Source organism: Nitrospirota bacterium, from assembly GCA_016178585.1.
Classification (GTDB): domain Bacteria; phylum Nitrospirota; class Nitrospiria; order JACQBW01; family JACQBW01; genus JACOTA01.
Genome location: JACOTA010000051.1, coordinates 1 through 21,879, shown reverse-complemented (window position 1 = coordinate 21,879; position 21,879 = coordinate 1). Strand labels below are relative to the sequence as shown.

The 21,879-nt window shown below is 46.5% G+C and carries 17 protein-coding genes; 11 read left to right on the top strand and 6 right to left on the bottom strand.

The window, feature by feature from the left end; translation table 11 throughout:
• The 3 genes from HYR79_08980 to HYR79_08970 form a co-directional block, all read left to right on the top strand.
• A partial coding sequence (locus HYR79_08980; protein MBI1821827.1) for a response regulator occupies positions 1–355 on the top strand: 355 nt, incomplete at its 5' end.
• A 90-nt stretch (positions 356–445) separates the two neighbouring features.
• Positions 446–2,185 carry an EAL domain-containing protein gene (locus tag HYR79_08975; GenBank protein MBI1821826.1) on the top strand — a complete coding sequence of 580 codons (1,740 nt, stop codon included), beginning with the start codon at positions 446–448 and terminating at the stop codon, positions 2,183–2,185.
• Positions 2,186–2,342: 157 nt separating this feature from the next.
• Positions 2,343–3,101 (top strand): autoinducer binding domain-containing protein, encoded by a 759-nt coding sequence (locus HYR79_08970; GenBank protein ID MBI1821825.1) that lies wholly within the window; start codon positions 2,343–2,345, stop codon positions 3,099–3,101.
• On the opposite strand, the gene HYR79_08965 is transcribed toward HYR79_08970, so the two are convergent.
• Entirely contained in the window at positions 3,028–3,720 is a 693-nt protein-coding gene (locus HYR79_08965) for a GNAT family N-acetyltransferase (protein ID MBI1821824.1), read from the bottom strand. The genes HYR79_08970 and HYR79_08965 overlap by 74 nt on opposite strands.
• A gap of 227 nt (positions 3,721–3,947) precedes the next feature.
• On the opposite strand from HYR79_08965, the gene HYR79_08960 reads away from it, so the two are divergent.
• From HYR79_08960 to HYR79_08930, 7 genes are all read left to right on the top strand, one after another.
• Complete coding sequence (locus tag HYR79_08960; protein ID MBI1821823.1) at positions 3,948–4,709, top strand: autoinducer binding domain-containing protein; 762 nt, start codon at positions 3,948–3,950, stop codon at positions 4,707–4,709.
• 374 nt (positions 4,710–5,083) lie between these two features.
• On the top strand, positions 5,084–6,568 hold the full coding sequence (locus tag HYR79_08955; GenBank protein ID MBI1821822.1) for a bifunctional diguanylate cyclase/phosphodiesterase: 1,485 nt from the start codon (positions 5,084–5,086) through the stop codon (positions 6,566–6,568).
• A gap of 53 nt (positions 6,569–6,621) precedes the next feature.
• A complete protein-coding gene (locus tag HYR79_08950) occupies positions 6,622–7,407 on the top strand; it encodes a DNA-binding response regulator (protein ID MBI1821821.1) in 786 nt (261 codons plus the stop codon).
• Between the two features lie 115 nt (positions 7,408–7,522).
• On the top strand, positions 7,523–7,864 hold the full coding sequence (locus HYR79_08945) for a hypothetical protein (protein ID MBI1821820.1): 342 nt from the start codon (positions 7,523–7,525) through the stop codon (positions 7,862–7,864).
• A 338-nt stretch (positions 7,865–8,202) separates the two neighbouring features.
• The gene (locus HYR79_08940) at positions 8,203–8,535 is read left to right on the top strand and encodes a hypothetical protein (protein MBI1821819.1); all 333 of its coding nucleotides are present in this window, start codon (positions 8,203–8,205) and stop codon (positions 8,533–8,535) included.
• 66 nt (positions 8,536–8,601) lie between these two features.
• Entirely contained in the window at positions 8,602–9,027 is a 426-nt protein-coding gene (locus tag HYR79_08935) for a nitrogen fixation protein (protein ID MBI1821818.1), read from the top strand.
• A 40-nt stretch (positions 9,028–9,067) separates the two neighbouring features.
• Positions 9,068–10,729 carry a phospholipase gene (locus HYR79_08930; GenBank protein MBI1821817.1) on the top strand — a complete coding sequence of 554 codons (1,662 nt, stop codon included), beginning with the start codon at positions 9,068–9,070 and terminating at the stop codon, positions 10,727–10,729.
• A 14-nt stretch (positions 10,730–10,743) separates the two neighbouring features.
• On the opposite strand, the gene HYR79_08925 is transcribed toward HYR79_08930, so the two are convergent.
• Genes HYR79_08925 through HYR79_08905 form a run of 5 tightly spaced genes read right to left on the bottom strand, consistent with a single transcriptional unit; the run spans position 10,744 to position 18,703 of the window.
• A complete protein-coding gene (locus HYR79_08925) occupies positions 10,744–12,108 on the bottom strand; it encodes a sigma-54-dependent Fis family transcriptional regulator (protein ID MBI1821816.1) in 1,365 nt (454 codons plus the stop codon).
• Positions 12,101–13,657 carry a HAMP domain-containing histidine kinase gene (locus tag HYR79_08920; protein ID MBI1821815.1) on the bottom strand — a complete coding sequence of 519 codons (1,557 nt, stop codon included), beginning with the start codon at positions 13,655–13,657 and terminating at the stop codon, positions 12,101–12,103. The genes HYR79_08925 and HYR79_08920 overlap by 8 nt, the downstream gene beginning before the upstream one ends.
• Before the next feature lie 2 nt (positions 13,658–13,659).
• A complete protein-coding gene (locus HYR79_08915; GenBank protein MBI1821814.1) occupies positions 13,660–14,568 on the bottom strand; it encodes a hypothetical protein in 909 nt (302 codons plus the stop codon).
• Between the two features lie 26 nt (positions 14,569–14,594).
• Positions 14,595–16,682: a hypothetical protein gene (locus HYR79_08910; GenBank protein ID MBI1821813.1), complete on the bottom strand. Its 2,088-nt coding sequence runs from the start codon at positions 16,680–16,682 to the stop codon at positions 14,595–14,597.
• Positions 16,683–16,711: 29 nt separating this feature from the next.
• Positions 16,712–18,703, bottom strand: a complete 1,992-nt coding sequence (locus HYR79_08905; protein ID MBI1821812.1) for a TonB-dependent receptor — start codon at positions 18,701–18,703, stop codon at positions 16,712–16,714.
• A gap of 284 nt (positions 18,704–18,987) precedes the next feature.
• On the opposite strand from HYR79_08905, the gene HYR79_08900 reads away from it, so the two are divergent.
• A partial coding sequence (locus HYR79_08900; protein ID MBI1821811.1) for an Ig-like domain-containing protein occupies positions 18,988–21,879 on the top strand: 2,892 nt, incomplete at its 3' end.

The following is a 21,879-nucleotide window of genomic DNA, read 5'->3' as shown; positions in this document are numbered from 1 at the left end:
TGAACTGATGATTCGGGAAGTTGCCGGAGAAATTCTCAAGGAGATCGGGTATGAATCTGCCTGTTCAAGTGATGGAAGAGAAGCGGTCGATCTGTATCAAAGGGCTAAAGAAGCGGGAGAACCTTTCGACGCGGTCATCCTCGATCTGAATATTCCGGGGGAATTGGGAGGAAGGGAGACCCTCGCGAAGTTGAAAACAATCGATCCTTCAGTGAAAGCGATCATCTCAAGCGGGAGTTTTGAAGATCCGGCGGTGGCTGATTTCAGAAAATTCGGTTTCAGCGGATGGCTTGCCAAACCTTATGACAGCAAGGCGCTGGCAAAAATTCTTTACGATCTCCTCCATTCGATTTGACGCTCCCCTCTCCTTTGTTTGCAGGATTTACCTTTTTTATCTTCAGGGTAAATTGCTATTTTCACGCGGAATGACTCTAAAGAAGACCCGGTGACTGCATTAGAAAAAAGGCCAGAATCCGAAATCGAAAAAGCGTTAAGGGAAAGCGTAGAGCGCTTTGAAGCCATCAGTTCCATCACGCCCGATGCCATCATTATGACCGATGAGCGTCAGCGGATCATGTTCTTCAATCAAGGAGCGGAACGGATTTTTGGCTATCAGGCTTCCGAAGTGGCGGGAGAGCCGCTGGATCTCCTTCTGCCTCCCCGTTTTGTCGAAACACACCGGAGGCATATTCAGACCTTTGGCGAGGGGCCCGAGCAGTCCCTTCTGATGGGACATCGGCGTGCTGAAATATTCGGCCGGCGCAAAGACGGAACGGAATTTCCCGCGGAGGTATCGGTTTCCAGGTGGAAAAAGAACGGGCAGACGGTTTTTACCGCGATCCTCCGCGACGTCACGGAACGAAAGAATATGGAAGAGGCGGTCCGCCGCCTTGCCTATTATGATTCCTTAACCGGCCTTCCCAATCGACAGCTCTATCACGACCTGCTTCAAAAGGCCATTGTTCAGGCGCAACGCGAAGAAAAATCGGTTGCCGTTCTGCTCCTGGATCTTGATCAGTTCAAGGAGATCAATGACACGCTGGGTCACCACCGCGGCGACTCCCTCCTTCAGAGGGTCGGGGAGCGTCTGAAAAACGGCCTTTTCGGAAGCGACATCGTCGCGCGGCTTGGCGGGGATGAATTCGGCCTGGTCCTCACTATGTCGTCGCCTGAACATGCCGGCCTGATCGCAAACAAAATCATCACCCTTCTCAAAGAGCCTTTTGAAATTGAAGGATTGCCGGTGATTGTGGAGACGGGAATCGGGATTGCCCTCTGTCCCGACCATGGATCCAACGCCGACAGCCTGATGCAAAGAGCCGATGTGGCGATGTATGTCTCCAAAAAAGAGAAAATCGGCTATGTTCTATACGATCCGTCCCATGACCAGCATAGTCCCAGGCGCCTGGCCCTCATGGGAGAGCTCCGCCATGCCCTCGAAAATAGCCAGCTCTTTCTTGTTTACCAGCCAAAAGTCGATCTACAAACCCGGCAACTCTCCGGGGTGGAAGCGCTCATCCGCTGGAATCATCCTAAACTGGGAGCCGTTCCGCCCGACCAGTTTATTTTGCCGGCCGAGCAGACCGGCCTCATTCATCCGCTGACTCAGTTTGTTTTCCGGTCAGCGCTTCGCCAGGGTCAGCTCTGGCGCCAGGAGGGGATGACGATCCCGATCGGAATCAATGTCTCCGTACGGAATCTGCAGAATCCCCATTTCTCTAAAGAGGCGGTCGAGCTCGTAGAATCGTTTGGTTTTGATCCCGGACAGCTCGAACTGGAAATTACGGAAAGCGCGTTTATGACCAATGTGGAACATGCGGTCAAAACCATCCATCTTTTAAATCAGAAAGGATTCCGTTTTTCAATTGACGATTTTGGAACCGGAAACACTTCCCTGAATTATCTGAAGAAACTGGCGGTCAAAGCGATTAAAATTGACCGCTCCTTTGTCCAGAATATATTGAATAATGAGGAAGATCTGTTGATTGTCAGTTCGACCATCGATCTGGCGCATAAACTGAACCTCAAAGTGGTCGCGGAGGGGGTCGAAGATCAAGAGACACTGAAAAAACTGACCGAATTAGGCTGTGACGAAGCGCAAGGTTTTCATATCAGCCGGCCCCTCGTCGTCGAAGAGTTTAACCGCTGGATTTCTGAATCTCCCTGGGGTGGGAAGCAACGATAAAATCAAAACATAACTTGCCTGAACGATGACCTATTTGGTAGGGGTCATTACCTTGACAATATTTTTTCATTGAGCTAATTTAACTATAAGTTTTTCTTAATTTTCCTTAAAAATCCAAGAATTTGTAAATCTTCCCTGATAAATTCAAAAGGATCCTATGGGAAACAAACCATTCCCTTTTTCTAAACGAGAGTTGCTTGATCTTCTTGAAACAATTCACTTTTCACTGACGATTAAAAATGATCAAGAACTATTAAAACTTTTTCATAAGATACAAATTCAGCTTCCTTGCGAGCATTTATTTGCCGGTTTGGGTAAAACTGGTTCTTCTGCCGGAGGATTTCAAGAACCGATAAAAATGGTCAACGTCAGTTGGCCGGCGAAATGGCTCGATTTTTATTTTAAACAGAATTTTTTGAAAGTGGACCCGATTATTCGAATTCATTTTACCCGGTTTAAAATACAGACCTGGTCTGAAACATTTCGAAATGTGACCTCCGGTTCAGAAAAAGGGTTTGTAGAGCATGCCAGGATGTTCAATCTATCTGAAGGAATTACCCATGGAATAAATTGTCAAAGGCGGTCCACAGGCAGTCTCATATCATTTGCGGGACCTCATATGACCGACCATATCCGCCATAAGAAAATGATTGAATACATTGTTCCGCATTTACATTTGGCTTTGATGCGGACCGCTTTAACGAAGCAAGATAAGAAATTTCCCCTTTCTTCCCGTGAACTGGAAGTGATCAAGTGGGTGAAAGAAGGAAAGACAAATTGGGAAGTTTCATACATTTTGAATATCAGCGAACGAACTGTAAAATTTCACCTTCAAAATATCTTTACAAAACTTGGAGCTTCAACTCGCGGGCATGCAGTTGCTCTTGCATTGGAGCAGGAGTTGATTGAGCTATAGACATCCAGTGAACAAACTCCTTTTTTTTCTTTTGAGTCTGATTTCTGAACAGTTCAAGATCGACAATGACCGCCATGGCTTTAACCTGCCCGGGAGGTAAAGCGGTTTCTTGGCCAATCGGTACGCAAGAGAAACCGAGATAAGTGAGCACTCTCCAGAATTTCTTTTCGATGACCAGATACACATATCGGACTTGATTCACAAAACACCATTGATAGATTCCTTTTAACAGGAAGCAGATATATTCTGAAGAGAGTCCCTGCTGGCTGACAGAGGAAGTAATCGTTAATCTTGATATTTCCACCGTTTCCGGATCTTTTCGAAGAACGTAAGAAGAGCCCACCAGAGTGGAAAACTCCGTCTCAAGCATGTACGGCTGGTTTGAGAAAAGAACTCTTGCCAGCCCCACAAGTTCCCCTCCCTCTGAAAATACCCCTATATGGACAGCCTCCGCGTCATATCGATCAATTTCCATTCCAAGTTGATTCACCGGCACCCATTTCAGTGTTTCACAAAATACGGAATGCCTGAGGCGGTATGCCTTAATCAACTCTTCTTCGTTTTCGATGACTTTAATCCAATGGTTTTTTTCCCGGAAACTGATTTTTTCACAAATCATTTTTGGCCCTCCTTTGAATAATTGAGGAGAGCTTACAAAAAAAAAGAGGTAAGAAAACCTGTACGAGTGTACAGGTCTCCATTTAGCCTGGTGAATCTGGCAGGCCGCACGGATCTGAGAGGAACCGTCTCCTTAAAGAGACCTGTTCATTCGAACAGGTGATTTTTTGAAATTGTTTCTATATAAATTAATCTGAAATGGATGACCTTAAGGTTTATGGAATTAAAATGAATGCCTCGGACATCTTCTCTTCCCTGAGTAAAAGGGATTTGAGCCAGCTTTTGGATCTTGTTCATAGCTCTATGGAGATTACGGCCGAAACCCAACTTGAAGAGCTTCTTGATCATGTCCGGAATTTGATTCCCTGTGAGAATATTGTCTCGGCTCTTGGGGAGTTGAACGAATCTTTCTTATTCCAGGGGTTCGATAAAATTGTCAATGTAAGTTATCCCATGGGGTGGGCCACGGCTTATCTTGAACAAGGCTATGAAAAAGTGGATCCGGTTCTTCGTTCACATTTCAAAAGATTCAAAACCCAAAAGTGGACTGACACTTTTCAAAAAGCCAGGACCCGTCGTGAAAAAGAGTTTATCAATTCCGCCAGATCTTTCGGACTGTCCAAAGGGATCACACTTGGGACTTTCTCTCCGGAAAGCAGAAAGTGGACCATTTTTTCATTTTCAGGGCCTTCCATAGAAGAGCATGACCGCCATGAAGATATCCTGGAATACCTTTTGCCCCATTTTCACCAGGCATTAATCCGCACCATCTCCTCTTCTCCTCTCACAACTCCCAGAATTTCATTCCGTGAGCGGGAAGTGTTAAATTGGATGAAGAAAGGGAAGACAAGCGGAGATATTTCCCAGATTTTGAAAATCACCGAACGGACAGTGAATTTTCATGTTCATAATATTCTTTTTAAACTTCGGGCAACCTCCCGTAGTCATGCTGTTGCCATTGCCCTGAGAGAGAAGATCATCAGCTATTAATGATCTGTTTAAAAAACGGCGTTGATGATACCCGCCAACTACCATCGGTTAAGAACATTCCAAAATCTTTTTTTTCAAGCTTCATACAAAGCATATCTGACCTTATTTTAAATAAACGAAACTCTTTGAGAAGAATTTTAAGATAAAAGGGCTGTAGAAGCAGACCTGTCAGAACAGACAGGTGCTATTTTTTTCATTTTTCTTTACTATTTTTCGAAGTATCTATTGTTCCCAGTCTGCCTTTCCATCGATGAATGCCGGGACGATATAAGAGAGTTCTAATGAGAAAAGGCTTTAAGAAGTTCTCAATCCGTTCATCTCAAAAAATCTCCATCTATGGGGCTTTCCTCTGTTTTTTTATAGCAAGCCTATGGATGTTTTTTCTCATCGCCTTGAAGGGAGCCGGACCGGGTGACTTTTCAAAGCCGCCTGAACCTTATTTGTATGGCTTCCTGGTTTTCATGGCGGTCTATTCTTTGCTGACCACATTCCTTCTGCTCAAAGGAAAGTTTAATCGGGCGTATTCAATTGAAAAGGGTAATCTGGAAGGCCCTGTTCAGGAATCTCTTTTTCTTGATCCCCTGACCGGCCTGCCCGATCGCCGCCTCTTCAGCGACCGCTTAAAACAGGCTTTATTAATGGCAGGCCGGGAAAATCAGGCTCTGGCCATTCTGATGATCGATATGAACCGGTTTAAGGAAATTAACAATACCCTGGGGCCGAGGTATGGGGATATGGCGTTGCAACAGATCGGAAACCGGCTAAGAGAGAAGATCCGAAAATCCGATACCCTTTCCCGTCTGGGGGGAGATCAGTTTGCCGTTTTATTGTTAGGAGCGAAAGAAAACGGCGCTATGGATGTAGCCGATAAGCTTTTGAGAACCATGGAAGAACCCGTTGTTTTGGAAGGGTTCCCTCTTGAAATCGCTGCAAGAATTGGAGTTGCCTTATATCCTGAGCATGGAGAGAGATACGATGATCTCCTCCGGTGCGCAGAAGTGGCGATGGAATCAGCAAAGGAAGAGGTCAGTGGATGTTCGATTTACAAATCAGTGAAAGACCAATATACGACCCAACGCCTGATGCTTCTGGGGGAATTGCGTCAGGCCATTGACGACAACCAGTTATTCATGGTCTACCAGCCCAAGATTCATCTTAAATCGCGCCGGGTTATCGGAACCGAAGCCCTTGTTCGCTGGAAGCATCCAAAGCAGGGGATTATCCCGCCCGATCAGTTTATCCCCATTGCGGAGAATTCCGGTCTGATCAAGCCGATGAGCGCCTGGGTTATCAACCATGTTCTGAATCAATGTCAGGAATGGGACAAGTCGGGCGTTCTCTTTCCCGTAGCCATCAACCTCTCCAGAAGAAGTCTGCACGATCCGAATCTGGTGACCCAGATTATCGACAGCCTTGACCGCCACCGGATCGGGCATCAGTGGATCGAGTTTGAAATTACGGAAAGCACGATCATGGCCAATGCCGCCGCCGCGATGAAAATTCTCTCCCGGTTAAACGAATTGGGGATCCGCCTTTCCATCGACGATTTTGGAACCGGCTACTCCTCGCTGGCCTCTTTGAAAAAGCTTCCGGTTCAAAGCGTCAAAATAGACAAGTCGTTTGTTTCGAACATGGCGACCGACAAGAATGATGAGATGATCGTCAGTTCCACGGTGGATCTTGCCCATCATTTAGGACTGGAGGTCGTAGCCGAAGGGGTTGAAACAGAGGAGAATTGGAATCGACTGGCCGAAATGGGTTGTGATCAGTCGCAAGGGTATTACATCAGTCCACCCCTTCCGCCAGACCAGCTTATTCATTGGTTAAGGAAATCATCCTGGTGTACAGAGGCGGTTTAAAAAAACATTTCTATCGCAGGAATAAAGGGAACTTGTAATTTAGGGGTTTAATAATGAATCCGTTCATTACCATCTGGATCGACTTAACCGGCAAGCCCTCTCCATCGGAAAATTACCGGAAGCTTTCCGGCCGATGCGATATTCGCTATCTGAAAGAAGCCGCGTTAATTCCTGATTTGATTCGAAAGCTCTCTCCAGGACTCATCTGTTTTGAGTTTGATGCTCCCGATCCGGACCAGTTACAAACTCTGCGGCAGACCAAAGAGATGTATCCCTCCTTGCCGGTTCTTCTGGTAACCGAATATCACTCCGAGGAGTTCGCTGTCTGGTCCCTTCGGATGCGTGTCTGGGACTATCTTGTAAAACCGGTTTCGCCGGAACAAATATTAGACCATATTCGGATTATTTCTTGTCTATCGAAGAGCGCTTCCCGGCGGAAGATCAAAACAGAAAATGTTCCAATATCACCCATTCCCATTGAGGTCAGATGTTCCGGATTGAAAACGGAAGGGAAAAAAGAGTGCCCGACCTATCAGGCGGTCCCATACATAGAGAAGTATTATGCTGAAAAAATTCGGGAGAGGGATGTGGCGCGGATTTGCGGTCTTCAATCAATTCGGTTTAGTCTTCTTTTTAAAAAGGAGCAGGGGATTACCTTTCAGAAGTACTTGATTCAATTCAGGATCCATAAAGCCGCCGAGTTACTCAATGATCCTTCCGAGAAGGTGACTCACGCCGCATCTTCCGTGGGATTTAACGATTTATCCGATTTTGCCAGGATTTTCAAACAATACATGGGGGTTACACCATTAAAATACCGGCAACAACAGAAGGGCTGATTAGCGTTCTTGGATGAAGTTGAACTTATGAAGATAGGCTTGATCATGGAAGGTTTGAGATGAAAGAACTAAAATCCAAACGAAAACGAATCTATTTTATTGCGGAGCATAACAAATGACAATTATAAGTTTCTCGAGTATTCAATCATTGTTGGGAGCTCTTGGAGGAGTGTTGAGCATCATTAATACCGGCTGGATTCTTACAGATAAATTAAAAAGCAATAAGAAGGAAAAACGAAAAGGCGAAATAAGAGATAGAGTTTACAACTACGTTGTAGAAGCCCAACAGGATGCTAAAGGGAGCATTTCCATTACTTTTAAGGATCATATTCGTGAAATGTTTCCCAAAGAAGAATCTCTTGCGCAAGAGGCGCTTAACGAATTGGTCTTAAACGGCATGCTTGATGTTGACGACGGACGATATTACTTAAAAGGCCATAAGCCGCCCATCATGTAAGTTTTTCCCAATTTTGAACCGCCGTATCACATCCGGACAATCCAAAGGAAAGGAAACTGTTATGAACGTTAAGCAAAATATGTGCCGTGTTTGCTGTGACGCTTTCGACTCGAAGGATGTTGTCATTCAATTCTGGGAGTGGAACGAATCGAGCAGTCCTGATGGTCCGTGGTGGGGCCATTTAGATTATATGCTGTCCAAGGTAAAATAAAAAAAACTCCTGATTTTGTGAAAAAGACTCCTAGCATCTATTTTTTCTCTGTGTTACTTAAAATCAGCCTGATTATTTTCAGGGTACATTCATAAATGCTGTTTAACCCATAAGAAGGAGATCTATTATGAACAAACGCCCGGGTACAATTTCAATCAAAGAGCTGTCCAAGGCTGTCGATAATGCGGTTAAAATTGCAGCTGAAAGGCATAATGTGAGATTTTCACCGGAACTTATTATTGGACCGATTATCCTGGGCCGCCAGATTCTTCAGGCAGATATTCAACTAAAACAGGCCGAACAGATTGCAACCGAGATCACCCAGCATCTTGCGGCGAACGTAAGCGGAGCGGCTCTCGGAGCTCATCAGGCCGAACCCGCCGTCCTTGTTCGGAAAGGACCTGTTATCACCATAGGATATATTCCGCCTGAGCCCGTTTGGGGAATCAAACCAGAGTAGATTGAATTAATGGACTCGGAAAAAGAAAAGAAAGGGGTCAGGGTTGACGAGGAGGCAAGGCCTGAAATGAAACCGGAATCGGAGATTCCTCCGCTTTGTCCCAGCGCACAGCCTGAGATGGCCGGTAGCAGGATTCTGGGAGTCGTAGGAGGGAGTGCTGAAGCGCCGGCGCTTGCCTATTGTAGTGAATCGGTTCCTGTTACGGAAGAGCTTTTAAACCGTACCGCTCCTGTGAGTCCTACGGAGGTATTTCGATTTTCTGCCCATTGTGAAGGGGGAGCCTGCCGCCACTTCGACGGTACCCACTGTCGTCTGGCCACCCGTGTTGTCCAGATTCTTCCTCCCGTAACGGAAACTCTTCCCTCCTGTCTGATCCGTTCCACCTGCCGATGGTACCTGCAGGAGGGTAAATCGAGCTGTCTCCGCTGTTCTCAAATTGTGACCCAGACCTTCAGCCCGAGTGAAGAGTTACGGCGTGCGGCGGAAAGTTAATGTATGGTTTGAATAGGAACACTCTCAGGAGGATAAAAATATGGCTACGGTAACGATTCGCGCTTATCTTTCTCCGACACTTGTTCTCTTGGCAATGGATTGGCCTGAGGGGAGAGATCATCAGGATTTTCTCGGTTTTGCCATAAAGCGCACCCCCGGCTTCAAACGGAGCGCTGAAAGCTGGCTGCCGAACAGGATAGGGTTTAACGGTCCAGCCCCCAATGGCGCCGACCTCCCAAGCAATACCAGCCCCATTCAAAAGTTCTTATGGTGGGATGCCCGTATTGATGATGTGGATCGTGGAAAAACATTTACCTATACGATTACACCTGTAGTAGGAGACCCGAATAACAATAAGTTGCTTAATCAGGCGGCTAATAGCGTTAAAGTGACTCTGCCTCAGCAGGTAGAAAACGGAATCGGTACTTATTTTAATCGGGCTGTAGTCAGTTCCCAGGCATTCATTAAAGAGTTTGGCGAAAGACCGGCGGGCGACCAGATGATCAGGGCGATGGCCTGGCTGGCCAATGGACTTGAGAAAGTTGTTCCGGAATTTCTCTCTGCCTCTCACGAGGCTCACGGAGCGATCTACCACCTGACCGATGATAACTGGATCATCCCGGCATTTGAAAAATATCAAGGCGATGCATCTCTGGTCTATGACGCCAGGCCGGTCCGTGATAAGGGAGGGACAAAGCCCACTCCGAATCAGCCCGCTATAGACCATCTTGACGGGAAAGTCTTGTTCTATCCCCGCGACAAAACCAATATTATGCATGATAAGTTTCTTGTGCGGCTGCACGGTGGAAGCCCCATAGCAGTTCTGATGGGTTCTGCTAATTTCACCCCTGAGGGTCTAACCAGCCAGGCCAATCTGCTTCATACATGGAAATCTCCCGAGCTGGCATCACTTTATTGGGAGCGCAGGAAATTACTTGAATCTAACCCCAGTCTGTCAGTTACGGCTAAAAACTCTGGTTGGTCACAGGAAATCCAGGCTGGAGACGCCACAGTTCGTGTTTTTTTTCCGCCCGAGCCGGCAAAGAAACGCGAATCTATCGATGAAATTGTAAAGGCGGTCAATAGCGCTGAAAAATCCGTCGTATTCTGTCTCTTCACGCCGACCGACGCTCCACTGCTTGATGCCATCTTCAAGACCGGTGACAAAGGTAAGATGATGTTTGGCCTGGTGAATAATATCGGTAAAAATCCGGAAGAAAACGCCAGCGGCAGGAAACCTGTCGATGCGAAGGTTGAGATCTATCATCGCTCGCATAGTAACAAGGATGTGGTTGGCCATGAATTCTTTAAGAGAGGTCAGCAGCCCCATGGTTTTTCATGGGAAGCGTCTCATTTACCAGGGGGTGGCAAGTTTCCGGTTTATATTCATCATAAGTTTATTGTCATCGACGCCGAGACAGACAATCCGATTATCTATACAGGTTCCGCAAATATGAGCAATAATGCGGTTCATAAAAATGATGAAAATATAATGGAGATTAAGGGTTGTCCGCGGGTTGCCGCGATCTACCTTGCGGAATTTATGCGGCTTTATGAACATTATCGCGCCAGATCGGCATGGAATAACTACGAATCCGGAAAAAATAAGACCTTTAAACTTGCTCCTGACTCGAGTTGGGGAAAAAAAGCATATGCCAAAGATACGCCTGAGTATAAGGCGCGTTTGAATATGGTCGGCTGATGCTGGATCCTGTCCTATCCGCTGGAAGTCCTCACGACGGAAATTTGATGTTTCTTCATCAGTCGAATTAAATACTGCCTGTTGATCTGCAAGGTTCTTGCGGCTTCGGTCTGGTTCCAGTTAGCGGCCCTTAATGCCTGAACGACCAGACTTTTCTCACTCCTCCGCATTGATTCCTTAAATTGATTGACCTCAACGATAACCTCAGGCATTTTGACGCTGTTTAGTACGGGAAGATGTTTAATTGTTATTTCGGCGTCGTCCGCCAGCACCGTGGCTCTTTCTATGACATTTCTCAATTCTCTGATATTCCCCGGCCATTCATATTCCATCAAATATTCCAACGCGTTGCCCGATATCTTCATTTCCTTCTTCAAGTTATAAAGTGTCATATTCCTCAAAAAGTGATAAACCAGTTCAGGAATATCTTCTTTTCTTTGCCTAAGCGGGGGGAGTGTAATCGGAAAGACGTTCAGCCGGAAAAAAAGATCGTTTCGAAACAAGCCCTGCGACACCATGTTTTGCAGATTTCGATTGGTTGCGGCGATCAATCTCGCTGAACATCTCCTTTCTTTAGTACCCCCTATCCGGGCGAACTGTTTATCTTCAATGAAGCGAAGAATCTTGGCCTGCATATTTAACGAGAGTTCCCCCAGTTCATCCAGGAAGATCGTTCCGTCGTCCGCAAGCTCCACCTTCCCTTTTTTTGAACTATAAGCATTGGTAAAGGCCCCGCGTTCATGCCCAAAAATCTCATCAGCGATTAACTCCTCAGACTGTGAGGCGCAATTAATGATCACGAAGGGCTTGTCCTTCCGGTCCGATATGGAGTGGATGTGCCTGGCCATGACCTCCTTGCCGGTCCCGGTCTCACCCAGGATCAGAACGATTTTATCGGAACCGGCGACCAACCTTGCCAATTCCCGGCATGCGGCCATTTCTGGCCCTGTTCCAATAAAAGGTTGAACCTCAAAGGTGGACCGGTAAAATTCGGTTACCTGTCTGAACTCCCGGGTTTCAAGGACTTTGTGAATCCTTGCCGCCAGATCTTTAAAATCGATTGGTTTTGGAACAAAATCACTGGCGCCTCTTTTCATGGCTTCAACCGCGAGATCCAGGGAGCCGTGAGCGGTGACCATAATGACCTCAACCGATTCCGAAAGGTCCTCAATTTCGCTTAGAACCGAAAGACTGTTTCCATCCGGCAGTTGATAGTCGAGGAGAATCAATTGAATATCTTTCTGTTTGATCAATTCTTTTGCCGCGGCACAGGAATCCCCCTGCAATATCGACCACTCCGGAAACTCTTGTTTGATCAAATTTGTGAGCCCGAATCTGAAGTCTTCATCATCATCGACGATTAGAATTGAATTAACCATTTCCCTGTTTCTCCTTCAAAAGACTTCCTGGGGTATTAGAATTGTTGACAGATTGCCTGGATATGCTGAAAGAGAATGTGGAGCCGGAATGATTCAATGGCGCTTCAAGCCATATTCTCCCTCCATGAAGTTCAACCAGGTATTTGGAGATTATCAGACCGATTCCTGAACCTTCTCCCTTTAACTCAGGCTTCCCTATGGTGGTAAACAGATGGGGCCTTTTCTCCACCGGAACACCACCGCCCGAATCCGTTACATGGATGATCACGTCATTCTCCGTTTCTTCTACTGCAAGGGTGATTTCACCTCCGGCAACGCTTGCCTTGATGGCATTGTGGAGTAAATTCAGCAAGATTTGTTCTAATCTCGTCTGGTCGGCGACTATTTCGAGATTTTCATTCGCGGTTTTCGCGATGCATTTTAAACCTTTTTCGTTTAAAAGCGGATGGAGGTCTGCAATCACACCGGAAACAATCCTGGAAACATTTAACAGGTTTTTATCAAGGTTCAGTTTGCCGATTTCGCTCATGTAACTTTTGATGATCGTCTGCAGGACCTGGACGATTCGATTCGATAATTTTTCCATTCTCGAAAGATACTCCGGATATTGTACAGGCGGGACGCCCCCTTTTTTGAGAGATTGAATTAACGTTGAGAGACTGTTGATGGGTGTTTTAATCTCATGGGAGACTTGCATAAATAAATTGTTTTTTAACAGGATGACCTCGTTTAGCGATTTGTTGAGATTTTCAAGATGGTCGCTTGACCGTATAAATTCGTCACGATGTTTTTGAAGCTGTTGAATGGTCGCCGTTTTTCCGGCAAGTTCATCCTGCAGGGTCTGAATAGAGAGTGAAATGGTTTCGATTTCATCCGGATTGTGAGAATCAGTCTCCAGGTTAGGATTCACGGAAATTTGAACGACCTTTCTCGCCAATACGTTAAGTGGAACGGAAAGCCTGCCGGAGGCCACCCAGACGGCCGTCATGACCAGCCCTAAAGATAAAGCCAGAAAAACGCTCAGATACCGGAACATGTGGAGAACATGGGAGCCGATGGATGCCGTGGAGAGAACCAGCATGACCCGGCCTTCCGCCGGTAATGCCGAAAATGCCGGATGAACCGGTCCTGCGGGGAGATCCGAATCAGCGGAAATTTGGAAAGAGCGTTGGATTTTGATTCCCGGGAGCCCTTTGTAAGTGACCCATTCATTATCTCCTGATTTTGAAACCGGTTGAACCAAATTAACCTCACCGGAAGAAATCGTCCGGTTATTAAAAAAAATGGTGGCGCAGAGAACATCCTGATGTTTGACCAGGTTGTCGAGCAATTTCTGAACAAAGGGATAGTCATGGGTCTGCAAATAGGGCATGGCCTGTTCCGTGACCAGGGAAGCTGTTTTGCTTCCGTTTTCTTTTAACTGATCCGTCAGATAAGAATTTTCGTCAAAAGGGAGGAGCAGCAGGATGGCCACTCCAAGGGGGAAAAGTCCCAGGGCGCCTGCCAGAAAAATCTTTTTTCTAAAATTCAGCTTGAAAATGTTCCGCATTTCTATTCTTCCGGAAATTTTCGATCGACAAGCGCGTAAAACGTTTTATTAATCGGAATATCGAACAATTCCGCGACCTTGGTGTTCAAATAGGTTTTAATATCTTTCAGAAATTCGATCCGTTCCTTTTGTTTTCCGGCCAGAACGCGATCCATGACCTCGACCGCCTCTTCCCCCATTTTCCTGTTATTTCCACTTAGAGAAATCAAGGCGCCGCTTCTTGCCAGCCCTTCGGAAAAGCCGATCAGCGGCACTTTTTCCTTCAGGCTGTACCGGATAAAATAGTCGATGGTAACGTTATCCACAAAACTCCCGTCAGGAAGAATCCATAAGGCATTGAACCGGGATCTGTTTTTGCCGAGGGCTTCCGCGATATCCCCCGGCTGGGTCACGGGGATCGGAATGAGTTTAAGGGAGTAGCCTTCAAAATAGCCGGCCAGGTTTTGTATCCAGGAGCCGGTGACTTCCGGATTGTAAAGAACCGCGATTTTTGAGCGGGGAAGAACCTGATGAACGCGTTCGTATGAATCTTCGGGCGAAATCTGGAAGGCGACTCCATGGGAATCGGGAAGGTTTTTCAGGGCGCCTGCATGATTGATGACCATGCAAAAGATCACCGGAGCCTCTACAGGATAGGACTTCACAGCTTCAACCGCTAACGGTCCGATGGCAATGATTCCCTTCGGTGCCACCAACTGAACCTGATCCATGACGCGTTGAGAATTACCGGGGTCGTTTTTGAGATGATAAATGAGATGTCTTCGGTCTCCCAGCTTGGAATTCACCCCCTCCTGGGCTTCCAGGTAGTAGGGAATCTCCGCGCTCGTCAGAACCACAATCTGGTCCGAACCGAAAGTTTTCGCAGGAATCACGAGACAGGAGAAAATCACCGGAATAATCCACTTTAGCATTTTTCTTCCTACGTTCATTGAAATCGCTAGTTAAAAACCCGGAGGCTCAATGTTTCGGGATGTTTTTCCCACTCTCCTCGAACCACAGATTTCCCATCCCGGAACAAGACATAACTCCAGGGCATGTAATACCCCAGCCGTTGAGCCAATGAATTTAGGCCTTTCTTGCTGTAACCGACAATCCAGACGATGGGTTGAGAGTATCCAGCCGGTCCGTACCAGGATAAAACCGCCGATTCATCCCCCCCATGGACCGATCCGCCGGCAACCTCCAACGAATCTTTTTGCCAACGCCACGGGACATCCTTCGGATCCCAGCCGCCGATTTTTTGATCCGTGTCCGGAGGGCCGAGAAGAACGACCGGACCATTGGCCTGTCTCAACTCCTGAATTTCATGGAACTTGATTTCAGAAAGTTTTAAAAAATGTTCATAAAGTTCCCTGGCTTCCTTGCTAAGAGATTTTGAAAACAAAACGGTTAGTTCCTGGTTGGTTTCCAAAACGATCGATATATTGGCCGGGAGTTCATTGTCGTTCAGCCTTCGCATGACCTTATATGCGGGATCTACCCTGATCTCTTGGGCCCTGGAGGGGAGAAGCATGAAGACTTTCTGGTCCGGTTTGGTGATTGAGACAGTTTTTTTCTCTATTCCAGTTTCTGTTTGAACCTCGATCGGAAGATTAAATTGAAAAAGAGGGTCAGTATGAATGGTGAAGCTTATGCTATAAGGGGTCATCAGGATATGAGGAAAGCTCTTTTCTTCTTTGATAGTAATTTGCGGGGCACCTTTCCCATAAACCCACTGCTTGAAAAACGGTTCAAGGTATTGCCCTGATTCGGTTTCAAAAGCTTTCTCGAAATCATCCCATGAGGCGGCATGATACATTTTTTCCTTGGTTAAAGCCCGGAGACCCTTATAAAAATGTTTTTTGCCGATTTGACTCTCAAGCATGCTGAAAATCATTGTCGATTTTTGGTATGCAACAGCCCGGTCTTCGGACGCATCATCATCTCCAACCTGGTTTAAGCTCTTTTCCGGTTTACCTCGTGTGGCCACCGTATATTGCTTTAATAATTCCATACGGGTGATGGCTTGGCCGTTTTGTTTGATATTGAATTGATGATCGGCCAGATAGGTAACTAATCCCTCTGTCCAGTTGCCGCTTCCAGGAGTGACATAAATACCGCTCCCATACCAGTTATGGAGAATTTCATGCCCAAGGCTGGTATTGATCATGTCGGGAATCGTTAAAAGTCTTTCACCAATCAGCGTAAATTCGGGGAACCCAAGCCCGACCATGATCGGAGAATCGACGACGATCATGCTTTTGTAGGGATAGGTTCCCAATTCACATTCATCCCGTTTAAGATACTCTTTCATTTTATCCAGATAAGCATCGGCCATATCGGGATCGTCCTTTGTAAAGTAGGTCGAAATTTCAATATCTTTATAATTAGTCCGGGTAATGTAATAGGGTCCGAATACGACATTGATCTGGTCAGTGGGGAAATCCATTTTAAATTCAATACTATTGTCTTTCTCTGTTCGTGTTCCGGAGCTGACCACCGCTATCCCTTTTTCTGTCCTGACAGTCAGTTGATAGGTAAATAAACTCTTTTGTCCCTGAATTTCAGGGTACCAGTAGGCGTTTTCAAGCAATAGACCTGATTTATCATTGAGATACCCTCCGACTTCGAGGCCGTAATGGCGTTTGTCTTTCTCAAAATCGATACTGGGATAGGTTCCCTCATATTCCAAGGTCACATTCAGTTCTTTACCTACTGATCCGGCAGGCACTTTTAATAGATAGCCGGTCCAGGAGGATCCTTCTTCTGGTTTTCCATGATCCTCCTTTGGTTCCATTTTAGAAAAGTCGAGCGAGAAAGAGCCGGATTTAATGGAAGCAATCGAGATCCCGTTTGACAGCCGAAAGGGAACTTCGGCCTCGGAAACCTCCAAGATAAGGGAGTCGGTGCCTAAAATCTGTTTTTTCCCGAGATCAATTGAGAGATTGATTTGGTGGTGCGAGATGGAAGAGGCATAGCTGATCTTTCCCAATCCAATTAAAATGAATAGAACACCGACAAGATATTTAAGAGGTTTAAGCGACATATGATTTTCACCTATTCCTGACAAAATATTTATAAAATGAATTTGATTGTACCTGTAATTTCCGATCCAAACAATTCTCCAATCGGATTTTCACGATGGTAATTATTGGTAATATTAATGCCGTCAAATTGAATTTGCATGGTTTTGGAAATCTTGTAATTTAAGAACATATTGAGGGAGTAGTAAGAGGGAATTTCTGACCCGGGATCGTTAAACCATCCGGTTTTGTCGGTGTAATTGAATGTCACCGCGCCGGAAAGGTTCTGGAGTTCCGAAAAAAGAACGCCAACATTTGTTTTATACAAGGGGACCGACTCAATTCTTAAATCTCCCTGACGATAATAAGCGTAAGATCCATTCCCCAGAATTTGAACGGCTGGGGTTAAATGATATGAGGCGCTCAATTCTCCGCCACGTCCTTCAACCCGATTCGAAGAATTGAAATACATCCCATCGGTTGCGTTGATGTGTTGAGTATAAATGAAATTTTCCGTTGCCACAAAAAAACCATCCGCCTGCAAAGTCAAATTGTGAAAAGTTCCAATCCACCCGGCTTCATACCAGATCGATTCCTCTGGTTTTAGCTCTTTGTTTCCATATAGAGTGGCTATGAGATTACCAAATGGATCAAAAATTTGTAAATTTAAAAAATTATCAGACAATGTTGGATTCCGGTAACCCTGATTGATGGATGCTTTTAAAACGTTCTCGTTGTTCAACCGATAACTCACACCCACCCGGGGTGAGACCTGATAACCGGCCAGATCATGATGGTCTAGCCGGGCCGCCGCGCGCAGAAGCATATTTTCCGAGATATTATATTGTTCATCCAGAAACAGACCTTCAGTCCATTGCGATGCCGTTCCCTGAATGGTGTCCGCGGAAACATTGACCAGCCGGGTGCTTAAGCCGTAGGTCATCTGATTATTCCCAAAGCGGATTGTTTTTTTATTGATTTCAAAATCATACATCTGTTCCGTCCTACTGCCTGTTGGGTTATAGGTGGCGGGATCGAACATGGTCAACCGCTTATAATTCCAGAAGGTACGGATTAAGGCTTCCGAATGGTCATATTCCGCCATCAGATGGTCTGTTGTCTGTTCGTTATCGACAAAGACACCGGAAGCGGTTGTCTGAATCAGTTTTCCGGTATTGGTTCCAACATTTATACGAAGTTTAGAATTGTCTTGAAAAGTTTTACCTAAAACTGAATTCAGCCTCCAGGTTTTGGCTCCGAGCTGGTCATAATAAGGTCCGTTGTAAGCCGCGGAGTTAGGATCGGTATTATTCAGAAGATCCGCATGATCAAAACCACCGGTAATTTTCAGGGAATAATCGTTAAGGTTATAGCCTCCGGCAAATCTTTGTCTAAAGCCGTTATATTCTGACATTGAAGTATCGGATTCAAACGCGGGTAGGGCTTCAGCCGGTTTCGTGATCAGATTGATCACGCCGCGGGCGGCATTTGGCCCGTAAATGGCCGATCCAGCCCCACGGATAATTTCTATCTTTCCTATGTCTTGAGGAAAAACGTCGAGATTTTCCCAGTCTACGTTTCCCGAAAAATCGTCAAATACAGTCCTTCCATCTTCTAAAACAAGAACTTCACGAGGTTTTAATACCGAATCGGTATTTAACCCACGGATACTGACTGAATATTCGGTCCGGCTCATCCGGCTGACGTCCATTCCAGGGAAAAGACGAATGATCTCCGGAAGATAAAGGGCGCTTAATAAAGAAATCTGATTTGAAGTAATGACGGTGACGGGGGTTGGCGCGATCTTGATCGACTCAATCCTTTTAGATGCGGAGTAAACAAAATATTCCGATTCAAGTAATGCGACATCCTGATAATACCCATTCTTATCGATAGAGGCGAAAGTTTCTGTTCCCAAAACAGGCCCGGTTTCCATTACCTCTTTCTGTTCTTCCCGGACAGCTTCCTCCCCATACACCGGTTGCTGGATTAGAAGTGCCAAGATCATTGCGAGTAAAACGCTTTGGAGAATCGTCGTTTTCATTTGTTCACCCTTTGATTTAAGAACAGAGTTAGAAAGCTGTCATTGCGAACAAAGTGAAGCAATCTCAAGACTTTACGATAAGATTGCCACGCACCCTTCGGTGCTCGCAATGACATGATTAATAAGTGGGTGCGAAGTCTATCGCTGGTCTTGGGTCCGTTCTGACAGTTGACTTTTATTTTTATTTCAGTTATGTTTGTCGAAAATTTTGCGGCGTTCATTCAGAAGGAAAGAATTTAACGATTCATTTTTAGAAATGTTAGATAATCATCCTGGATTTATTTGTGAAGAATAATTTCTCCGGCAACCCTTATAATAATATCCCGCGATTGATACTGGCCGGCATCCTGTTTCTGACAGCGTTTGTCTTTTACATCCATCCGGTCAGCGCCGGGCAGGCCAAATATACCTATGACGACCTCGGCCGCCTTTACCAGGTAGTGGATGATGCCGGGAATGTTGCCACCTATTCTTATGACGCGGTTGGCAACCTCCTTTCCATAACCCGCAGTACGGGCGGGATTCCGGCGCCGGTGATTACCGGATTTTCTCCCACATCAGCAAATGCAGGAACGACCTTGAGCCTGAATATCTCGGGTACGAATCTACAGGGCACGACCCTTTCCAGTGATAACCCCGGAATTTCCTTTAGCAATGTCCAAACCTCGGCGACGGCCATTACCACTACAATGGCATTAAGCCAATCTGCCCGAACGGGAGCCACCACCTTGACAGTCTCTTCCTCAGCAGGATCGGCCGTGGCGACCTTTACCGTTAATGGTGTGCCGCTGACATTAACCTCTCTTAACCCGACGTCAGGGCCTGTGACCCGTTTGGTGACATTAACAGGAACTGGTTTTAGCGCCACGCCAGGACTGAATACCGTCAATTTTAACGGCATTGCGGCAACGGTTTATTCCGTAACGATCAATAGCCTGAAAGTGGCGGTTCCCGCAGGCGCAACCACAGGATCTGTGACCGTCACGGTAGGAACAAATACCTCCAACGGTCTGCCGTTTACGGTAACCCCGGGAGGATCGCCTCCCACTATTTCAACCCTATATCCGAATGCCGGTTCCGTTCAGGGCGGCGCTACGGTGAAAATCACCGGGACCAATTTTACAACAGGCACGCAGGTTTACTTTGGAAGCAGGGTCGGAATGTCCGTTACGATTATTGACTCCTCCAATTTAACGGTGGTTACACCGGCATCTTCTACTACAGGTCCGGCCGATGTTCTGGTGACCAATGTCAATGGAGATGCACTTCTGCAGGGAGGATTTACCTACCTCCCCGGCCCTCCGGAGAATATTCAGGCGGTCAATCCTGCCATGGGAGGGATTACGGTACCCACAAATGTCTTGATTTCCGTTCTATTTTCGAGACCTGTTGATCCGGTATCTGTCAGCTCATCCACCTTTTTCATGACGCAGGGCGGGGTTTCAGTATCCGGGACGATTTCCTACAGTCAGGGGAACACGGTGGTTAGTTTCAGTCCAACCGGAGGACTGCTCAAAAATACCACCTATAGCCTCTCAATCACCCAGGGGTTAAAAAGCATTGACGGGATTCCGTTGGATGGACCTTTTAACGGATTCTTTACGACTGGAGGGGGAGCGGATACCAGCAATCCCACGCTCTCCATGAGCCCCCAGAACGGTCAAACCGGCGTTCCCTATAACTCCTACGTCACGTTAGTCTTCAATGAATCAATTAATCCTATTTCTCTGACCACTTCAACGTTTCAGGTTTCCAATAACGGCGGGTTGAAAAACGGTACGATTATTTTCGGAGCACAGAACACAGTGGCGACCTTTGTGCCTGCGTCACCCTTTTTCCCTGGGACAGCCGTTGCCGTTACCATTAAGGGAACTGTTTCAGATCCGTCTGGAAACCGTATTATCGGAAATAGCGGCGCCGGAACTGATTTGACTGCGAACTTTACCACCGCCACGACGAAAGATATCTTCCCGCCGGTGGTGTTGCAGATTAACCCCAAAAACGGGGCCAGCGGGATCAATACCAACAGTTCCATTTCTGTGATTTTTAACAAATCCCTCAATCCGGCCAGCGTGACCAGTTCAACCTTCCAGGTCTCATCAGGCGGGACGGCGACTCCGGGGACATTTATTTTTTCCAGTTATAATACGGTAGCCACCTATATTCCGAGCCAGCCGTTACCTGGCTTGTCTAATATGACAGTCACATTAAACGGCATCGCGGATTTAAACGGCAATGCGATTACCACGCCGTTTGTATCTAACTTTACAACGGCCAGTAGTATTGATAACTATCAGCCATCGGTCATTTCCTATTCGCCATCCTACGGGCAGGGAGGTGTTCCTCTAAATGCAAAAATCAAGATAGTCTTTTCCGAGCGGATCAATCCGCTCAGTGTAAACGGGAGTTCGTTTAGACTGAATGGACCGACAGGTTACGTCTCCGGAGCGATTACGGTTTCTGCTGACCAGTTTTCGGCGACCTATACCCCCTCATCGCCTCTGGTGGCCAATAGCTATTATTCCTTCAACATAACAAACGGCGTTACCGATCTTGCCGGGAATCCGCTGTTTAATCCCTTTTCCAGTTATTTCTATACCAGTTCGGTTTATGCCGATACCACCGGTCCATCGGTTATCCGGGTCAGCCCGGTCAACGGGGCAACCAATATGCCTCTCAATACGAATGTTGTCGTTCAATTCAATCAGCCGGTTGCTCAAACTTCAATAAACGCCCAAAGCGTTGTTCTCTCCAAAGGCGGCATTCCGATCGATACCGGTATGAGCCTTGAACAGGGAGGAACGGTTTTACGGATTGTCTCCGCGAACCTGGTTAGTTTAACCGCGAATACCTTTTTTCAACTGACGGTAACACCGGGAGTAACTGATCTTGCGGGGAATCCTCTGACCTCCCAGTTTACTTCCGCCTTCACGACAGGCGGGGCCTCCGACACGGCGGGGCCATCGGTCGTGGCGTACAGTCCGGCGTACGGGGCATCGGGAGTATCGCAGAGTCCGGTGGTCAGCATCACGTTTAACGAGGCGATCAACCCGATGAGCGTGTATGTAGGGACGGTCAGGCTCACCGGCGGGGGGATTAACGGGAACATCCCCGGGACATTTAACATCTCCGCCGATTTAAAGACGGTGAACTTTACCCCGTCGATTCTTCTGCCG